Source organism: Bradyrhizobium sp. CCGE-LA001 (genome assembly GCF_000296215.2).
Taxonomy (GTDB): Bacteria; Pseudomonadota; Alphaproteobacteria; order Rhizobiales; family Xanthobacteraceae; genus Bradyrhizobium.
Genome location: NZ_CP013949.1, coordinates 4439471 through 4453861, shown reverse-complemented (window position 1 = coordinate 4453861; position 14391 = coordinate 4439471). Strand labels below are relative to the sequence as shown.

At 65.1% G+C, this 14391-nt stretch carries 14 protein-coding genes; 5 read left to right on the top strand and 9 right to left on the bottom strand.

Annotated features, from left to right (window positions below; all coding sequences use genetic code 11):
* Window positions 1–27 precede the first annotated feature (27 nt).
* Both lpxD and fabZ read left to right on the top strand, forming a co-directional pair.
* On the top strand, window positions 28–1095 hold the full coding sequence (lpxD, locus tag BCCGELA001_RS20615; protein ID WP_060736185.1) for a UDP-3-O-(3-hydroxymyristoyl)glucosamine N-acyltransferase: 1068 nt from the start codon (window positions 28–30) through the stop codon (window positions 1093–1095).
* Entirely contained in the window at window positions 1092–1553 is a 462-nt protein-coding gene (fabZ, locus tag BCCGELA001_RS20610; protein ID WP_008547486.1) for a 3-hydroxyacyl-ACP dehydratase FabZ, read from the top strand. The genes lpxD and fabZ overlap by 4 nt, the downstream gene beginning before the upstream one ends.
* A 6-nt stretch (window positions 1554–1559) precedes the next feature.
* On the opposite strand, the gene BCCGELA001_RS20605 is transcribed toward fabZ, so the two are convergent.
* Window positions 1560–1904, bottom strand: coding sequence for a KTSC domain-containing protein (locus tag BCCGELA001_RS20605; RefSeq protein WP_008547485.1), 345 nt, complete (start codon window positions 1902–1904; stop codon window positions 1560–1562).
* Between the two features lie 176 nt (window positions 1905–2080).
* Between BCCGELA001_RS20605 and lpxA the strand changes: the two genes are divergently transcribed.
* Genes lpxA through lpxB form a run of 3 tightly spaced genes read left to right on the top strand, consistent with a single transcriptional unit; the run spans window position 2081 to window position 4924 of the window.
* Window positions 2081–2872, top strand: coding sequence for an acyl-ACP--UDP-N-acetylglucosamine O-acyltransferase (gene lpxA, locus BCCGELA001_RS20600; RefSeq protein WP_008547483.1), 792 nt, complete (start codon window positions 2081–2083; stop codon window positions 2870–2872).
* Window positions 2873–2891: 19 nt separating this feature from the next.
* Window positions 2892–3749, top strand: a complete 858-nt coding sequence (locus tag BCCGELA001_RS20595; protein ID WP_060737751.1) for an LpxI family protein — start codon at window positions 2892–2894, stop codon at window positions 3747–3749.
* Window positions 3746–4924 carry a lipid-A-disaccharide synthase gene (gene lpxB / locus BCCGELA001_RS20590; protein WP_144441392.1) on the top strand — a complete coding sequence of 393 codons (1179 nt, stop codon included), beginning with the start codon at window positions 3746–3748 and terminating at the stop codon, window positions 4922–4924. Before BCCGELA001_RS20595 ends, lpxB begins: the two co-directional genes overlap by 4 nt.
* A gap of 113 nt (window positions 4925–5037) precedes the next feature.
* Here the strand turns inward: lpxB and BCCGELA001_RS20585 are convergent, their stop codons facing one another.
* From BCCGELA001_RS20585 to gltX, 8 genes are all read right to left on the bottom strand, one after another.
* Window positions 5038–5805 (bottom strand): SDR family NAD(P)-dependent oxidoreductase, encoded by a 768-nt coding sequence (locus tag BCCGELA001_RS20585; RefSeq protein ID WP_060736183.1) that lies wholly within the window; start codon window positions 5803–5805, stop codon window positions 5038–5040.
* Complete coding sequence (locus tag BCCGELA001_RS20580; protein ID WP_060736182.1) at window positions 5802–6911, bottom strand: ABC transporter ATP-binding protein; 1110 nt, start codon at window positions 6909–6911, stop codon at window positions 5802–5804. Before BCCGELA001_RS20580 ends, BCCGELA001_RS20585 begins: the two co-directional genes overlap by 4 nt.
* A 10-nt stretch (window positions 6912–6921) precedes the next feature.
* On the bottom strand, window positions 6922–7779 hold the full coding sequence (locus BCCGELA001_RS20575) for a carbohydrate ABC transporter permease (RefSeq protein WP_008547465.1): 858 nt from the start codon (window positions 7777–7779) through the stop codon (window positions 6922–6924).
* Window positions 7772–8620, bottom strand: coding sequence for a carbohydrate ABC transporter permease (locus tag BCCGELA001_RS20570; protein ID WP_236840720.1), 849 nt, complete (start codon window positions 8618–8620; stop codon window positions 7772–7774). The genes BCCGELA001_RS20575 and BCCGELA001_RS20570 overlap by 8 nt, the downstream gene beginning before the upstream one ends.
* A gap of 70 nt (window positions 8621–8690) precedes the next feature.
* Complete coding sequence (locus BCCGELA001_RS20565; protein WP_060736181.1) at window positions 8691–9977, bottom strand: ABC transporter substrate-binding protein; 1287 nt, start codon at window positions 9975–9977, stop codon at window positions 8691–8693.
* Window positions 9978–10050: 73 nt separating this feature from the next.
* Complete coding sequence (locus BCCGELA001_RS20560) at window positions 10051–11229, bottom strand: ROK family transcriptional regulator (RefSeq protein WP_193409729.1); 1179 nt, start codon at window positions 11227–11229, stop codon at window positions 10051–10053.
* A gap of 179 nt (window positions 11230–11408) precedes the next feature.
* Window positions 11409–12713 carry a citrate synthase gene (gene gltA / locus BCCGELA001_RS20555; RefSeq protein ID WP_008547451.1) on the bottom strand — a complete coding sequence of 435 codons (1305 nt, stop codon included), beginning with the start codon at window positions 12711–12713 and terminating at the stop codon, window positions 11409–11411.
* 146 nt (window positions 12714–12859) lie between these two features.
* A complete protein-coding gene (gene gltX, locus BCCGELA001_RS20550; RefSeq protein ID WP_060736180.1) occupies window positions 12860–14287 on the bottom strand; it encodes a glutamate--tRNA ligase in 1428 nt (475 codons plus the stop codon).
* Between the last annotated feature and the right edge of the window lie 104 nt (window positions 14288–14391).

Sequence of the window (14391 nt, the reverse complement as noted above, 5' to 3'; positions counted from 1 at the left end):
GCCGAAGCCGGACCGCGACGGGGTGGAATGGCGCAGCCGACCTTCTTCACACAACCGCCGGCGTCAGCGCTGGCCGACATTGCCGCGCTGAGCAAGGCGCAGCTGGTCGACCCTGCGCGGGGGCAGCACGTCATCAAGGGCCTTGCTTCGCTCGACGAAGCCGGCCCGATGCATCTGACGTTCTTCGACAATCTGAAATATGCCGACCAGCTCAGGGCGACCAGCGCCGGGGCCTGCCTCGTGAGCCCGCGCTTCGAGGCCGAGGTGCCCGCGCACGTGGCCGTGCTGCGCGTGGCGCAGCCGTTCCGTGCCTTCGTCAGGATCGCACGGGAATGGCACGCAGACGCGCTCAGGCCGCAATCCTGGGTCGGCAATGCCGGCATCGCGCCGTCCGCCATCATCGATCCCTCGGCCCGGCTCGAGGACGGCGTGATCGTCGATCCCCTGGCGGTGATCGGTCCGGACGTCGAGATCGGCAGCGGCACCGTGATCGGCGTCGGCGCGGTGATCGGCCCCGGGGTCAAGATCGGCCGGGACTGCAATGTCGGCGCCCGCACCGCCATCCAATGCGCCCTGATCGGCAACAATGTGCTGATCCATCCGGGCTGCTCGATCGGCCAGGACGGCTACGGCTTCATCTTCTTTGGTCCCGAGGGACATCTGAAGGTGCCGCAGACCGGGCGGGTGCTGATCCAGAACGACGTCGAGGTCGGCGCCAACACCACGATCGACCGCGGATCCCTGCGCGACACCGTGATCGGCGAGGGGACCAAAATCGACAATCAGGTCCAGATCGGCCACAATGTGACGATCGGACGGCACTGCCTGCTGGCGGCGCAGATCGGCCTCGCGGGCAGCCTGACCATCGGCGACAACGTGGCGCTGGGAGCGAAGGTTGGTATCAACAACCACCTCAAGATCGGCGATGGAGCTCAGGTGACCGCCATGAGCGCCGTCAAGGACGATATCCCCCCGGGCGGACGCTGGGGCGGGCATTTCGCCAAGCCGACCAAACAATGGTTCAAGGAGATCATTGCTGTGGAGCGTCTGGTGCGCGACAGCAAGGCCGATCCGAAGGGCGAGGGACGGGAATGACGGCGGAATCACCTATTAAGTTCGAGCTGGTGGACATCAACGCCATCCTCCAGACCCTGCCGCATCGCTTTCCGATGCTCTTGATCGACCGCGTGATCAACATCCGCGCCGACTACAGCGGCATTGGAATCAAGAACGTGACGTTCAACGAGCCGGCATTCCAGGGGCACTTCCCCGAGCGTCCGGTCTATCCCGGCGTGATGATGATCGAGGCGATGGCGCAGACCGCGGGCGTGATCGGCATCAAGTCGGTCGAGGGCACCGAGAAGCCGCGCGCGGTTTATTTCCTCACCATCGACAAGTGCAAGTTCCGCAAGCCCGTGCTGCCGGGCGATACCATCGAATATCACATGCGCTCGCTCGGCCGCCGCAAGGCCATGTGGTGGTTTCACGGCGATGCCAAGGTCAACGGCCAGGTCGTCGCCGAAGCCGATGTCGGCGCGATGCTGACGGACTGAGCGGGATCAGCTCCTCTGGAGGCGCTCCCGCGTTCCGCAGGCATAGCGGCCGGCCGTGGCATCGCGTTTGATGTTTTGGTTGAAGAACTGGCCCATGGACGGCGCACTAAGGAGGCTGTCGATCGTCTCGGCTGCGACGCCACAATAGCGGTCGTAGCGACCGTCGATTGCGACGATCAGGTCCTGCTGCGCGCGATCATAACAGACCCGCTGCAGGACGGTGCTGCGGGTGATGTCCCGGCATTCGAATGTCCTGAGATCGACGAGGCGGTGTTCGCCGGTCTCGACCGTCTCGGACACGATCGGCGTAGCCGCCAGCTGTGCAAGCAGAAGAACCAGGGCTCTGACCACGATAGCTGAAGCTCCGCATGAACGCGTTGAGCAGCCGGGAGGGCCGCCTCATCCGGCACTTGAAACACGGCGAGATGATACGTCACTGGACAGATCGGGCATAGTCGCGCTAACCAGCCGAAAACCGAGCGACTTCAATACATAACCACACCTTCTTGACGAGTAAGATTGGCTTGATGAGCAAGATCGATCCCACCGCACGGGTCGCGGACGGCGCCGTGATCGGCGAGGGTACCGAGATCGGACCCTATTGCATCATCGGCCCGAACGTCGTGGTCGGCAAGAATTGCAAGCTCATCGGGCACGTCACCGTCATCGGCCATACCTCGCTCGGCGATGGCTGCGTGATCTCGCCGTTCGTCGTGCTCGGCGGCGCCCCGCAGGATCTCAGCTACAAAGGGGAGCCGACCCGGCTCGAGATCGGCTCCGGCTGCACCATCCGGGAAGGTGCGACGATGAACGTCGGCACGATCAAAGGCGGCGGGCTGACGCGCGTCGGCAACGGCGGCTATTTCATGAACAATAGCCACGTCGGTCATGACTGCATGGTCGGCGACAACGTGATCTTCGCGACCTCGGCAACGCTCGGCGGTCACTGCGAGATCGGCGACGCCGTCTACATCGGTGGCTTGTCCGCGGTGCACCAGTTCACGCGTATCGGCCCCTATGTCATGGTCGGTGGCGTATGCGGCGTGCGAGACGACGTCATCCCCTACGGGTTGGTCAACGGCCAGTATGCCGTGCTGGAGAGCCTCAACCTGATCGGCATGAAGCGGCGCAAGTTCACCAAGCAGCGGCTCGCGACCGTGCGCGCGTTCTACCAAAAGCTCTTCCATGGCCCCGGCACCTTCGCCGAGCGGCTGGAGGTGGCGCGGCCGCTCGCAAGCGAGGACCCCGCGATCGCCGAAATCCTCGACTTCATCGGCAAGGGCAAGCGCCCGCTCTGTCTTCCCGCCATCGCGAAGTGATCCTGTGATGGCCGCGGGCATGACATCGGCGGCTTCGGAGGTTTCGGCACCGGTCGGCATCGTCGCCGGCGGCGGCGCCATGCCGTTCGCGGTCGCCGAATCGCTCGCCGCGCGCGGCATCACGCCGGTGCTGTTTCCGCTGCGCGGTGCCTGTGATCCTGCACGAGTGGAGCCATTCCGTCACCGCTGGATCTCGGTCGGCCAGCTCGGCCGCGCGATGCGGCTGTTCCGCGAGGAGGGCTGCCGCGACCTCATCTTCATCGGCACGCTGGTGCGGCCCTCGCTGTCGGAGATCCGCTTCGACATCAAGACGCTGCGCCTGCTCGGCAACGTCATCCGCGCCTTTCGCGGCGGCGATGATCATCTGCTCTCCGGCGTCGGCCGGCTTCTCGAGCAGGACGGCTTTCGCATGGTCGGCATCAAGGATGTCGCGCCTGATCTGTTGATGCCCGAGGGCTGCATCAGCCGGGCCTGGCCGAATGACAATGCCAAGGCCGATATCGAGCGCGGGCGCGCGGTCCTGACTGCGCTGGGTCCGTTCGACATCGGCCAGGCCGTCGTGGTGATCGACGGCCATGTAGTGGCGGTCGAGGATATCGAGGGCACCGACGCGCTGCTGGCGCGCGTGGCGCGGCTGCGCGAGGAAGGCCGCATCCGCGCCGCGACCGGACGCGGCGTGCTGGTGAAGGCACCCAAGAGCGGTCAGGACCTGCGCTTCGACCTGCCGACGATCGGCCCGCGCACCATCGAGGGCGTCGCGGCCGCGGGGCTTGCCGGAATCGCCGTCATCGCCAGCAACACCATCGCGGCCGAGCCGCAGGCGATGATCGCGCTTGCCGACGCCAAATATCTCTTCGTCATCGGCTTGCCGGCGTGATGCAGTCGCGCGATCCCCAACGGAAGATCTTCCTGATCGCCACCGAGGAATCCGGCGACAGGCTCGGCAGCGCCTTGATGAAGGTGCTGCGCCAGCGCCTCGGCGACGGCGTGCAGTTCGTCGGCGTCGGCGGCCGCACCATGGCACGCGAGGGGCTCGAGACGCTGTTTCCGATCGAGGAGCTTTCCATCGTCGGCTTCGCCGCGGTGGTGCAGCAATTGCCGAAGATCCTGCGGCTGATCCGCCAGACGGCCGACGCCGTGACGGAGGCCGCGCCCGATGCGCTCGTCATCATCGACAGCCCCGATTTCACCCATCGCGTCGCCCGCCGCGTGCGGGCGCGCAGTCCGGCAATTCCGATCGTCGATTACGTCTCGCCGCAGCTCTGGGCATGGCGGCCGGGACGCGCGCGGACCATGCTCGGCTATGTCGATCACGTGCTCGGCCTCCTGCCGTTCGAGCCGGAGGAATACCGCAAGCTCGGCGGCCCACCCTGCAGCTATGTCGGCCATCCCCTGATCGAGCAATTGGGCTCGCTGCGGCCGAACACGGACGAGCGGGCGCGCCGGGATGGCGCGCCGCCGGTGCTGCTGGTGCTGCCCGGCAGCCGCCGCAGCGAGATCCGGCATCACCTCGCCGTGTTCGGCGCGACGCTCGGCCGCTTGCAGGCGGAGGAACGCGCGTTCGATTTGATGCTGCCGACCATGCCGCATCTCGAAGCCACCATTCGCGAGGGCATTGCGGATTGGCCGGTCAAGCCGCAGATCGTGATCGGCGAGAACGAGAAGCGCGCCGCCTTCCGCATTGCCCACGCGGCGCTGGCAAAGTCCGGCACGGTGACGCTCGAACTCGCGCTGTCGGGCATTCCGATGGTGACGGCTTACCGTGTCGGCGCGATCGAGGCCTTCATCCTGCGCCGCGCGATCCGCGTCTCCTCGGTGATCCTCGCCAATCTCGTCATCGGCAAGGACGTCATTCCGGAATATCTGCAGGAGGACTGCACGCCCGAGAAGCTGGCGCCCGCGCTCGCCGAGCTGCTGACGGATTCGCCGCTGCGCCGGCAGCAGGTCGAGGCCTTCGCCCGGCTCGATCAGATCATGTCCACGGGCAACAAATCGCCGAGCGTGCTCGCTGCCGACATTGTGTTGGCGACCATGCGCAAGGGCAGGCGGTAAGCGCCCACTTGTAGGGTGGGCAAAGCGAAGCGTGCCCACCAGTCCTTGCTCGGTCGCGGGGAGATGGTGGGCACGGCGCTTCGCGCCTTTGCCCACCCTACGAGATTACGAGACTACGCAAGTCCGCCATCGACCCGAAAACATTGGCTGGTGATGCGCTGGCTTTCGTCGGAGGCCAGGAACAGCGCCATGCTGGCGATGTCCTCGGGCGTCACCGCACCGGGAACGGCCTGCCGCGCGCGAATCTCGGCGATGACCTGTTCGTCCGGATACCACAGCCGGCGTTGGCGCTCGGTGATCACCATGCCCGGCGCGATCGCGTTGACGCGAATGCGGTCGGGGCCGACCAGCCGGGCCAGTGAATTGGTGAAGCCGACGATTGCCGCTTTCGCCGCGGCATAGGTCGGCAGCGCCGGTGCGCCGCGCATCCAGGCGACCGACGACATGTTGATGATCGAGCCGCCGCCACGCGCCTGCATCTGCGGCACCACCGCTTGCGCCGCGAAGAAGACATGCTTGAGATTGACACCGATCGTCCAGTCGAACTCGGCCGGCGTCACCTCGGAGAGAACCTGGCGCTGATCGTTGGCGGCGTTGTTGACGAGAACGGCGGCATCGCCGAGTGAATGCTGGACCTCTGCCGTCGCAGTGCGCAAGGCGTCGATGTCCAGGAGATCGCAGGGCACGAACAGTGGTGCGGTCCCGCCCGCAGCCGCGACATCCCGCACCAGCGCTTCGCCCGCCTTGGTGTCGATGTCGAGGAAGGCGACGCGGGCGCCTTGGGCGGCGAAGGCCCGCACGAAGGCGGCGCCGATGCCGCTGGCGCCGCCGGTGATCAACACTACGCGGTCCGAAAGCCCTGAATAGGTCGTCTTGGTCATGCGATCAGTCGCTCCGTCTCGGGGTCGAACAGGCAGATGCGGCGCGTGTCGAGCGCGAAGGCGGCGGACGCACCGGGCGAGGGGCGGATATCGGGTGACACGCGCGCCATCGCCGGCTCGCCTCCGAGCCGCAGCGATACCATCGTCTCGGCGCCGGTCGGCTCGATCATGTCCACCGGCGCGTCGACGAGAACAGGCGCATCGCCGGAAAACACGCGGCTGCCTTCGGCGATGCATTCCGGCCGGATCCCGAACACCACCTCGCGCCCGACAAAGGGCACGGCGGCGTCATATCCGCTCAGGCGCAGACGAAGCTCGTCCGGCCGGCCCGCGCCGATCACGACCACCAGCCCGTCGTTCTCGGTCTCGAGTCGCGCCGGCATGGTGTTCATCGGAGGCGAGCCCATGAAGCGCGCGACGAACAGATTGGCGGGGTAGCGGTACACGGTATCGGGATCGGCGAATTGCTGCACGCTGCCCTGGTGCATGACGGCGATCCGCGTCGCCATCGTCATCGCCTCGATCTGGTCGTGGGTGACATAGACGATGGTGGCGCCGATGCGCTGGTGCAGCCGCTTGATCTCCATCCGCATCTCGACGCGCAGCTTGGCGTCGAGATTGGACAGCGGCTCGTCGAACAGGAAGAGCAGGGGATCGCGCACCAGTGCGCGGCCCATCGCCACGCGCTGGCGCTGGCCGCCGGACAATTGCGATGGCTTGCGGCCGAGCAGCGGCTCGATCTGGAGCAGCTTTGCCACATTCGCGACCGCCTTCTCCTGCTCGGCCTTGGGCACGTGGCGGCATTCCATGCCGAAGGTGATGTTCTGGCGCACGGTCATCGAGGGATAGAGCGCGTAGGACTGGAACACCATGGCGATGTCGCGATCTTTCGGCGCGACATCGTTGACGACCCGCCCGCCGATCTCGATCGTCCCGGCGCTCGGCCGGTCCAGCCCGGCGACGATGTTGAGCAGCGTGGACTTGCCGCAGCCGGACGGGCCGACCAGCACGGTGAACTCGCCGCTCTCGATGTCGAGCGCGATGTCCTTCAGCACCTCGAGATTGGCGTAGCGTTTGGACAGGGCGCGAATGCTCAGTGCCGCCATGACGACTCCATCATTTCACGGCCCCGGCAGTCAGGCCGCGGACGAAATATTTTCCGCCAAGGAGATAGATCAGCAGGGTGGGGAGCGCTGCGATGATCACCGCCGCGCTCTGCACGCCATGCTGCGGGATATCGGCGACTGCGGCAGAAAGCGCGATGAGAGCGGCCGTGACGGGTTGCTGCTGTCCGGTCGTGAACGTCACGCCATAGAGGAACTCGTTCCAGATATGGGTGAACTGCCAGATCACCGTGACGATCAGGATCGGACCCGAGAGCGGCAGGATGATGCGCCAGAAGATGCGGAAAAAGCCGGCACCGTCGATGCGGGCGGCTCTGATCAGTTCATGGGGAATGGCGACGTAATAGTTCCGGCAGAACAGCGTGGTGAAGGAGAGCCCCTGGATGGTGTGGATCAGAACGAGTCCCGTCAGCGTGTTGATGAGACCGACGTCGCGCAGCACGATGGTCCAGGGCAGCAGGCGCATCTGCTGGGGCAGGAAAAGGCCGAGGGTCACGATGCCGTAGATCCAGTTGTCGCCGCGAAAACGCCAGAGCGACACGGCGTAACCTGCGATCGCGCCAAGCAGGGTCGAGAAGATCGTCGCGGGAATGGTAACGAGTGCGGAGTTCAGCATGTACGGCCGGATGCCGGCGCAGGTCTCGGCGACGCAGAAGCCGCTCCAGGCGACCGCGTAATTGTTCCAGGCCCATTGCTGCGGCCAGCCGATCATCGAGGCCTGTGCGATCTCCTCGTTGCTGCGCAGCGAATTCAGCACCACGACGACGAGCGGCGCCAGCCATGCCGCGGCGATCAGCGAGACGATCAGATAGATCAAGATTCGGCTCGGTGCGAAGCTGCGGTCACGCATGGGCGGCCCGCCGTCGCTGGATGTATCGCCACGCCGCATAGGGCAGCAGCACCGCGAGAAGGATGAGCAACATGAGCACCGCGGCCGCCGCGCCGCGGCCGAGCAGGCTGCGCTGGAACATCAGGTCATAGACGACGAGCGCCGGCAGCTGGGTCGCAATTCCCGGCCCCCCGTTGGTGAGCGCGCGGACGAGGTCGAACGTCGAAATCGCGAACTGCAGCTGGATCACGGCGACAGTGATGGTGATCGGCCACAGCGACGGCAGGATGATGCGCCGGTAGATCCGGACCGGTCCGGCGCCGTCGATCTGCGCCGCCTTGATGATGTCGGCGTCCACGGAGCGAAGGCCGGCCAGGAAGAGCGCCATCGCGAATCCCGAGGATTGCCAGATCGCGGCGATGACGATGGTCCAGATCGCCATGTCGCGGTCGATCAGCCAGTCGAACCTAAAGGAGGTCCAGCCGAGGTCGTGGACCAGCTTCTGGATTCCAAGGCCAGGATTGAGCAGCCAGCTCCAGACCGTGCCGGTGACCACGAACGACACCGCCAGGGGATAGAGGAAGATCGATCGCAGCACGTTCTCGCCGCGAATACGCTGATCGAGCAGGATCGCCAGGATCAGGCCGGTCGCCGCGCTCAGCACGACGAACGCGCCGCCGAACAGCAGTAGATTGTCGAAAGCGATCTGCCAGTTCCGCGATGCCAAGACCGCCGAATAGTTGCGCAAGCCCACCCAGCCCGAGACCGGAATCAGAGTGGACGGCGTGAACGATATCCAGATCGTCCACAGCGAGAACGAGATGAGGTGCGCGGCGGACAGCAGCAGCGGCACCCAGATCATCAGATATTCCGGCAGCCGGCGCATCCATGCAGGAAGCGCCGGCCGGCCCGGCTCATGGCGGCAACATCGCTCAACGCGCGCCCTCGACGGCCTCGGCAAGACGCGTGGCGGCCTGCTCGGGTTTGATCGACTTGTTCTTCACGTACTCCGTGATCACGTCGATCATCGCCGCAGTCATCCCGTTTTCCTGCGCCATGTTGTGGGCCATGCTGAGGACGGCCTGGTTGCTGGCGATGGCGTCCTTCAGGGCCTTTGCAGTCGTTCGCTGCCCCTCGGACCAACCTTCGCCGGACAGGTCAACATCGGTGCGCACGGGGATCGATCCCGTGATCTGCGAATACATGGTCTGGATCGCCGGATCCATGACGAGCTGGGCCATCAGCGTCTGGCCGGCTTGCAGGTCAGGCTCCTTGCGCTGCCAGAAGATGAAGGCGTCGGCATTCAGCAGGAAGACCGGCTTGCTGTTGTCGCTCGGGCCTGGCGCGATGACGAAGTCCTCAAACTTGAAACCGGCATTGCGTAACACGCCCTGGGCCCAGCCGCCCATGATCATCATGCCCATGTCGCCGTCGACGAAGCGCTTCAAATTGGTCGAAAAGTGTTGCGCGCCGACGTTTGGATCCATCCAGTCGGCGATCTTCCGCACCTGTGCGAAGGCGGCCTTGATCTCGGGTCCCTTCAACGCTTTCTCGTCAAGATTCATGATGGCGGCGCGATAGGCGGCGGGACTGATGCCGGCGAGAGCAGCCTCGAATTTTTGCCCGTCGTCGGGACGGGTACCGCCGTTGGCGATGGGATGGTTGACGCCACCCGATTTCATCTTCTCGGCGAGATCATTGAAGTCTGCCCAGGTGACGGGGACCTTGTCAGCCTTGGCCTTGTCCATCGCGCGCTTGGACAGGAACAGCATGTTGGTGCTGTAGATCTGCAGCGGCAATGCGATCCATTTGCCTGCAGGCTTGTGCAATTTTGCAAGATCGGGAGCGACGACCTTTTCGTAACCGGCGGCAGCGACCACGGCGTCGAGATCGACGGTCGGGGCGATCTTCGACCAGGCTGCAATCTCCGGACCCTTGAGCTGGGAGCAGGCCGGCGGATCGCCGGCCATGATCTGCGCGCGCAGCTTGTTCATCATCTCGGTGGTGAAGCCGGGGACGGGCGAGTGCTGCCAGACACCGCCCTTCTCCTCGAACTTCTTGCCGAGCGCCGTGATGGCCGCCCCGTCGCTGCCGGCCGACCATTGCGAGATCGCCGTCAGGCGCGGCTTGGCCGCGCCTTGCGCACGGGCAAAGGCCGGCAGCGCGAGCGTGGCAACGGATCCAGCGAGCAGACGGCGCCTTGTTGTCGTAATCGGCATGGCAGTTCCTCCCGGTGTGAAGTTCTTGCGTGTTCTTGACGCGGCGCGTTGATGCCGCACGGCTCAGGACATGTCAGGCGGCCTCCGTCGAGCTGGCCGGCATGCCGCCGCGGCTGGCGAGGCAAAACGCGGCGAAGGCAAGGGCAGCCTGCGGATCGTTGCCGGTCGAGGGCGGCACGAAGGCGATGGAGACTTGCGCCAATGTCCGGCCCCCCAGGAGGCAGGCGTCGATCCCCTCGATCACGGCGTTGCGATCGTCGTCGGCGAGAAGCGATGGCCAGCCGCTGATGGCGACGCCACCGCATGGCTTCACGTTCAGCGTGTTGCCGATCGCAAGGCCGAGCCGGAATAGCCGCCGCCGCAAGTCCTGGCGCATGCGCGTCGACAGCGGGATCGCGTGCACCCATTCGCTGCCGAGCTGGAGCAATTCGGCTTCCGAGATGTCGAGAAGCTCGGCCAAGGCGGGGAGCGAGGTGTAGGCCTCGACGCAGCCATCATGACCGCAGCGGCAGCGCGGTCCCTCCGGTCCAAAGACCATGTGGCCCAATTCCACCGGTTGGAGGGCATCGGCCTCGGTCGGATCATCCATCCAGGCGCCGGCAACGCCATGGCTGACGAAGACGAACAGATGCGTGCCGCTGAATGGATAGTTCTGCGTGCGGCAGCGATGGAAGGTCGCGTGCGCCACGACCGAATTGGTGAATTCCAACGGCACGCCGGCAAACATCTCGCCGATCATGCCGCTGATGCGGGCGACGTCGCAGGGAATGATCGGATTGCCTGCTGCCGTCAACCGGCCAAGGCCCGGGATGGAGACGCCGATCTGCGCGAGCGTGATGCGGCGACGGCGTGTCCAGTCGCGCAGCAACGTCATCGCCTCGCGGAACACGCGGCCGACGGTCTCGACGGTTGGCGTCTTCGGCAACGGCAGTCGCTCGGTGTAATGCAGCTCGCCCGAGAAATTGCCGACGCCGACACTGAGCCATTGCGCCGTCAGCTCGAGGGCTGCGAGCGCCACCGTGCTATCGAGCGACACGAGGCCCGTCGGGCCGCCGACGTAAGGGGCAGGGCGCCGCACTTCCTCGATCAGCCCTTCAGCTTTCAGGTCGAACAGGATGCGCGACAGGCTCGCCTCGGACAGGCGCACGGCCTTTGCCAGCGGCGGCCGGAACGAGCCGCCGGACTGGAGCAAATGAGTCAAAATGGCAGCGCGCGTCTGCCGCCGACTTCTCGGCTGCTCCGGCATTTCCATCCCTGTCGTCATTCTTACTTAGTGTAAGAATTTGCGCGCGGAGCAATTGGACTGTCAAGCGATTACCCGTCGAGTGCGCCGACTTGTTGTTGTGCGCGGCAGCAAGACGAGCATCCGTCCGCAAACAAAAACGGCGCCATCTTGCGATGGCGCCGTTTTGTCGGACCTATCGTCCGAACTTACTTGCGATCGTTGATCGGCACATAGTCGCGCTTGGCGACGCCGGTGTAGAGCTGGCGCGGACGGCCGATCTTCTGCTGCGGATCCTCGATCATCTCGCTCCACTGGCTGATCCAGCCGACGGTGCGGGCGACCGCGAACAGCACGGTGAACATCGAGACCGGGAAGCCCATCGCCTTCAGCGTGATGCCCGAATAGAAGTCGACGTTCGGGTAGAGCTTGCGGTCGATGAAGTACTGATCGCTGAGCGCGATCTTCTCGAGCTCCAGCGCGACCTTCAGCATCGGATCGTCGCCATGGCCGGTCTCCTTGAGCACGGCGTGACACATCTTCTGCATGATCTTGGCGCGCGGATCGTAGTTCTTGTAGACGCGGTGCCCGAAGCCCATCAGGCGGACTTCGGAATTCTTGTCCTTCACCTTGGCGATGAATTCGGGGATCTTGTCGACCGTGCCGATGCCGTAGAGCATGTTGAGCGCGGCTTCGTTGGCGCCGCCATGCGCCGGGCCCCAGAGGCAGGCGATGCCCGCTGCGATGCAGGCGAACGGGTTGGCGCCGGAGGAGCCGGCGATGCGCACCGTCGAGGTCGAGGCGTTCTGCTCGTGATCGGCGTGCAGGATGAAGATCTTCTCCAGCGCGTCGGCGAGCACCGGGCTGACCTTATAGTCCTCGCAGGGCACCGCGAAGCACATGTTCAGGAAGTTCTCGGCAAAGCCCAGCGAGTTCTTCGGGTAGATGAAGGGCTGGCCGACCGTGTACTTGTAGGCCATCGCCGCCAAGGTCGGGATCTTCGCAATCATGCGCATGGAAGCGATCATGCGCTGCTTCGGATCGTTGATGTCGGTGGAGTCGTGATAGAAGGCGGCGAGCGCGCCGACGGCCGCAACCATGATCGCCATCGGATGGGCGTCGCGGCGGAAGCCCTGGAAGAAGCGGGCCATCTGCTCGTGCACCATCGTGTGATGGGTCACGCGATGGTCGAAATCCTTCTTCTGCGCGGCGGTCGGCAGATTCCCGTAGAGCAGGAGATAGCAGGTCTCCAGGAAGTCGCCGTGCTCGGCGAGCTGCTCGATCGGGTAGCCGCGATATTCCAAGACGCCCGCATCACCGTCGATATAGGTGATCTTGGACTGGCAGCTCGCAGTCGAGGTGAAGCCCGGATCGTAGGTGAACAGGCCGGACTGGCCGTAGAGCTTGCCGATATCGATGACATCAGGCCCGACGCTGCCGCTGAGGATCGGAAGATCGTAGTTCTTGTTTCCGACCGTCAGTGTGGCGGTCTTGTTGCTTGGTTTTGCGTCCATCGTAGGTCCCCGATGTGTGGTGAAACGGGCCGGAGCCGGAGGCCCCTGGGAAGATCATGGGGGCAGGCCGGATGTTCCAGAATGTACGAGGGAGATGGGTATATTATTGCTGTGTGCGCTGCAAGATCATGGCAGCCATGGCCTACTTACGTCGTAGACTGATCTTTAAGCCGGGCGAGGCTCTCCTGGCGTCCGAGGACGTCCAAAACCTCAAATATACCAGGCGATGTCGTCCGTCCGGTCAGCGCGGCCCGCAAGGGTTGGGCGACCGCGCCGAGCTTGAGACTATTTTCCTCGGCGAAGGCGCGCAGCGCAGCCTCCGTGCTGGCGCCGCTCCAGGTCTCGACTTTCTCCAGCGCGGAATGAAGCTGGCCGATCAGCTTGCGGTTCTCTGCTGTCAGCAGCGCCTGCGCCTTGGCATCGAGCTGCAGCGGCCGGTCGGCGAAGATGAAATAGGCGCCGTCGATCAGCTCGATCAGCGTCTTGGCGCGCTCCTTCAGGGCCGGCATGGCCTTGAGCAGCTGCGCTCGCGTGGTGTCGTTCAGCTTGGCCTTGATCTCGTCGCGGGCAGGCACGACGTGGTCGAGCACATCCTCGAACATCTTCACGAGTGATTGATCGTCGGCGTTGCGGATGTAGTGACCGTTGAGGTTCTCCAGCTTGGCGAAATCGAACCGCGCTGCGGCCCGGCCGACGCTTGCGAGGTCGAACGCCGCGATCATCTCCTCGGTCGAGAAGATCTCCTGGTCGCCATGGCTCCAGCCGAGCCGGACCAGATAATTGCGCAGCGCCGCCGGCAGGTATCCCATGGCGCGATAGGCATCGACGCCCAGTGCGCCATGGCGCTTCGAAAGCTTCGAGCCATCCGGACCGTGGATGAGGGGGATGTGGGACATGCTCGGCAGCGCCCAGCCCATCGCATCATAGATCTGCTTCTGGCGGGCGGCGTTGATCAGATGGTCGTCGCCGCGGATGACGTGGGTGACGCCCATGTCGTGGTCGTCGACCACCACCGCGAGCATGTAGGTCGGGTTGCCATCGCCGCGCAAAAGCACGAGGTCGTCGAGGTTCTCGTTCTGCCAGACGACGCGGCCCTGGACCTGGTCCTCGATCACGGTCTCGCCGGTCTGGGGCGCGCGCAGGCGGATCGTCGGCTTGACGTCGCCTGGCGCCGTGGCCGGGTCGCGGTCGCGCCACATGCCGTCATAGAGGCGGGTGCGGCCTTCGGCGCGAGCCTTCTCGCGCATGGCGGCGAGCTCCTCGGCGGTGGCGTAGCAGCGATAGGCCTTGCCCTCGGCGAGCAGCTGCTCGGCGACCTCGCGATGGCGGGCGGCGCGGGCGAACTGGTAGATGACCTCGCCGTCCCAGCCCAGCTCCAGCCATTCGAGGCCGTCGAGGATGGCGCCGATGGCCGCCTCGGTGGAGCGCTCCCGGTCGGTGTCCTCGATCCGCAGCAGCATCTTGCCGCCATGCTTCTTCGCATAGAGCCAGTTGAACAGCGCCGTGCGGGCGCCCCCGATGTGGAGGAAGCCGGTCGGCGAGGGGGCAAAGCGGGTGACGACGGAATCGGTCATTCTTGGCAGGGCCTATGCATTGGAGGCGGTGGTGTATAGCAGGACCGGGGCATAACTAAAGCCCGGCGGCGGATCTGGCAGGCCTTGCTTGGCCCTTGGCTCAG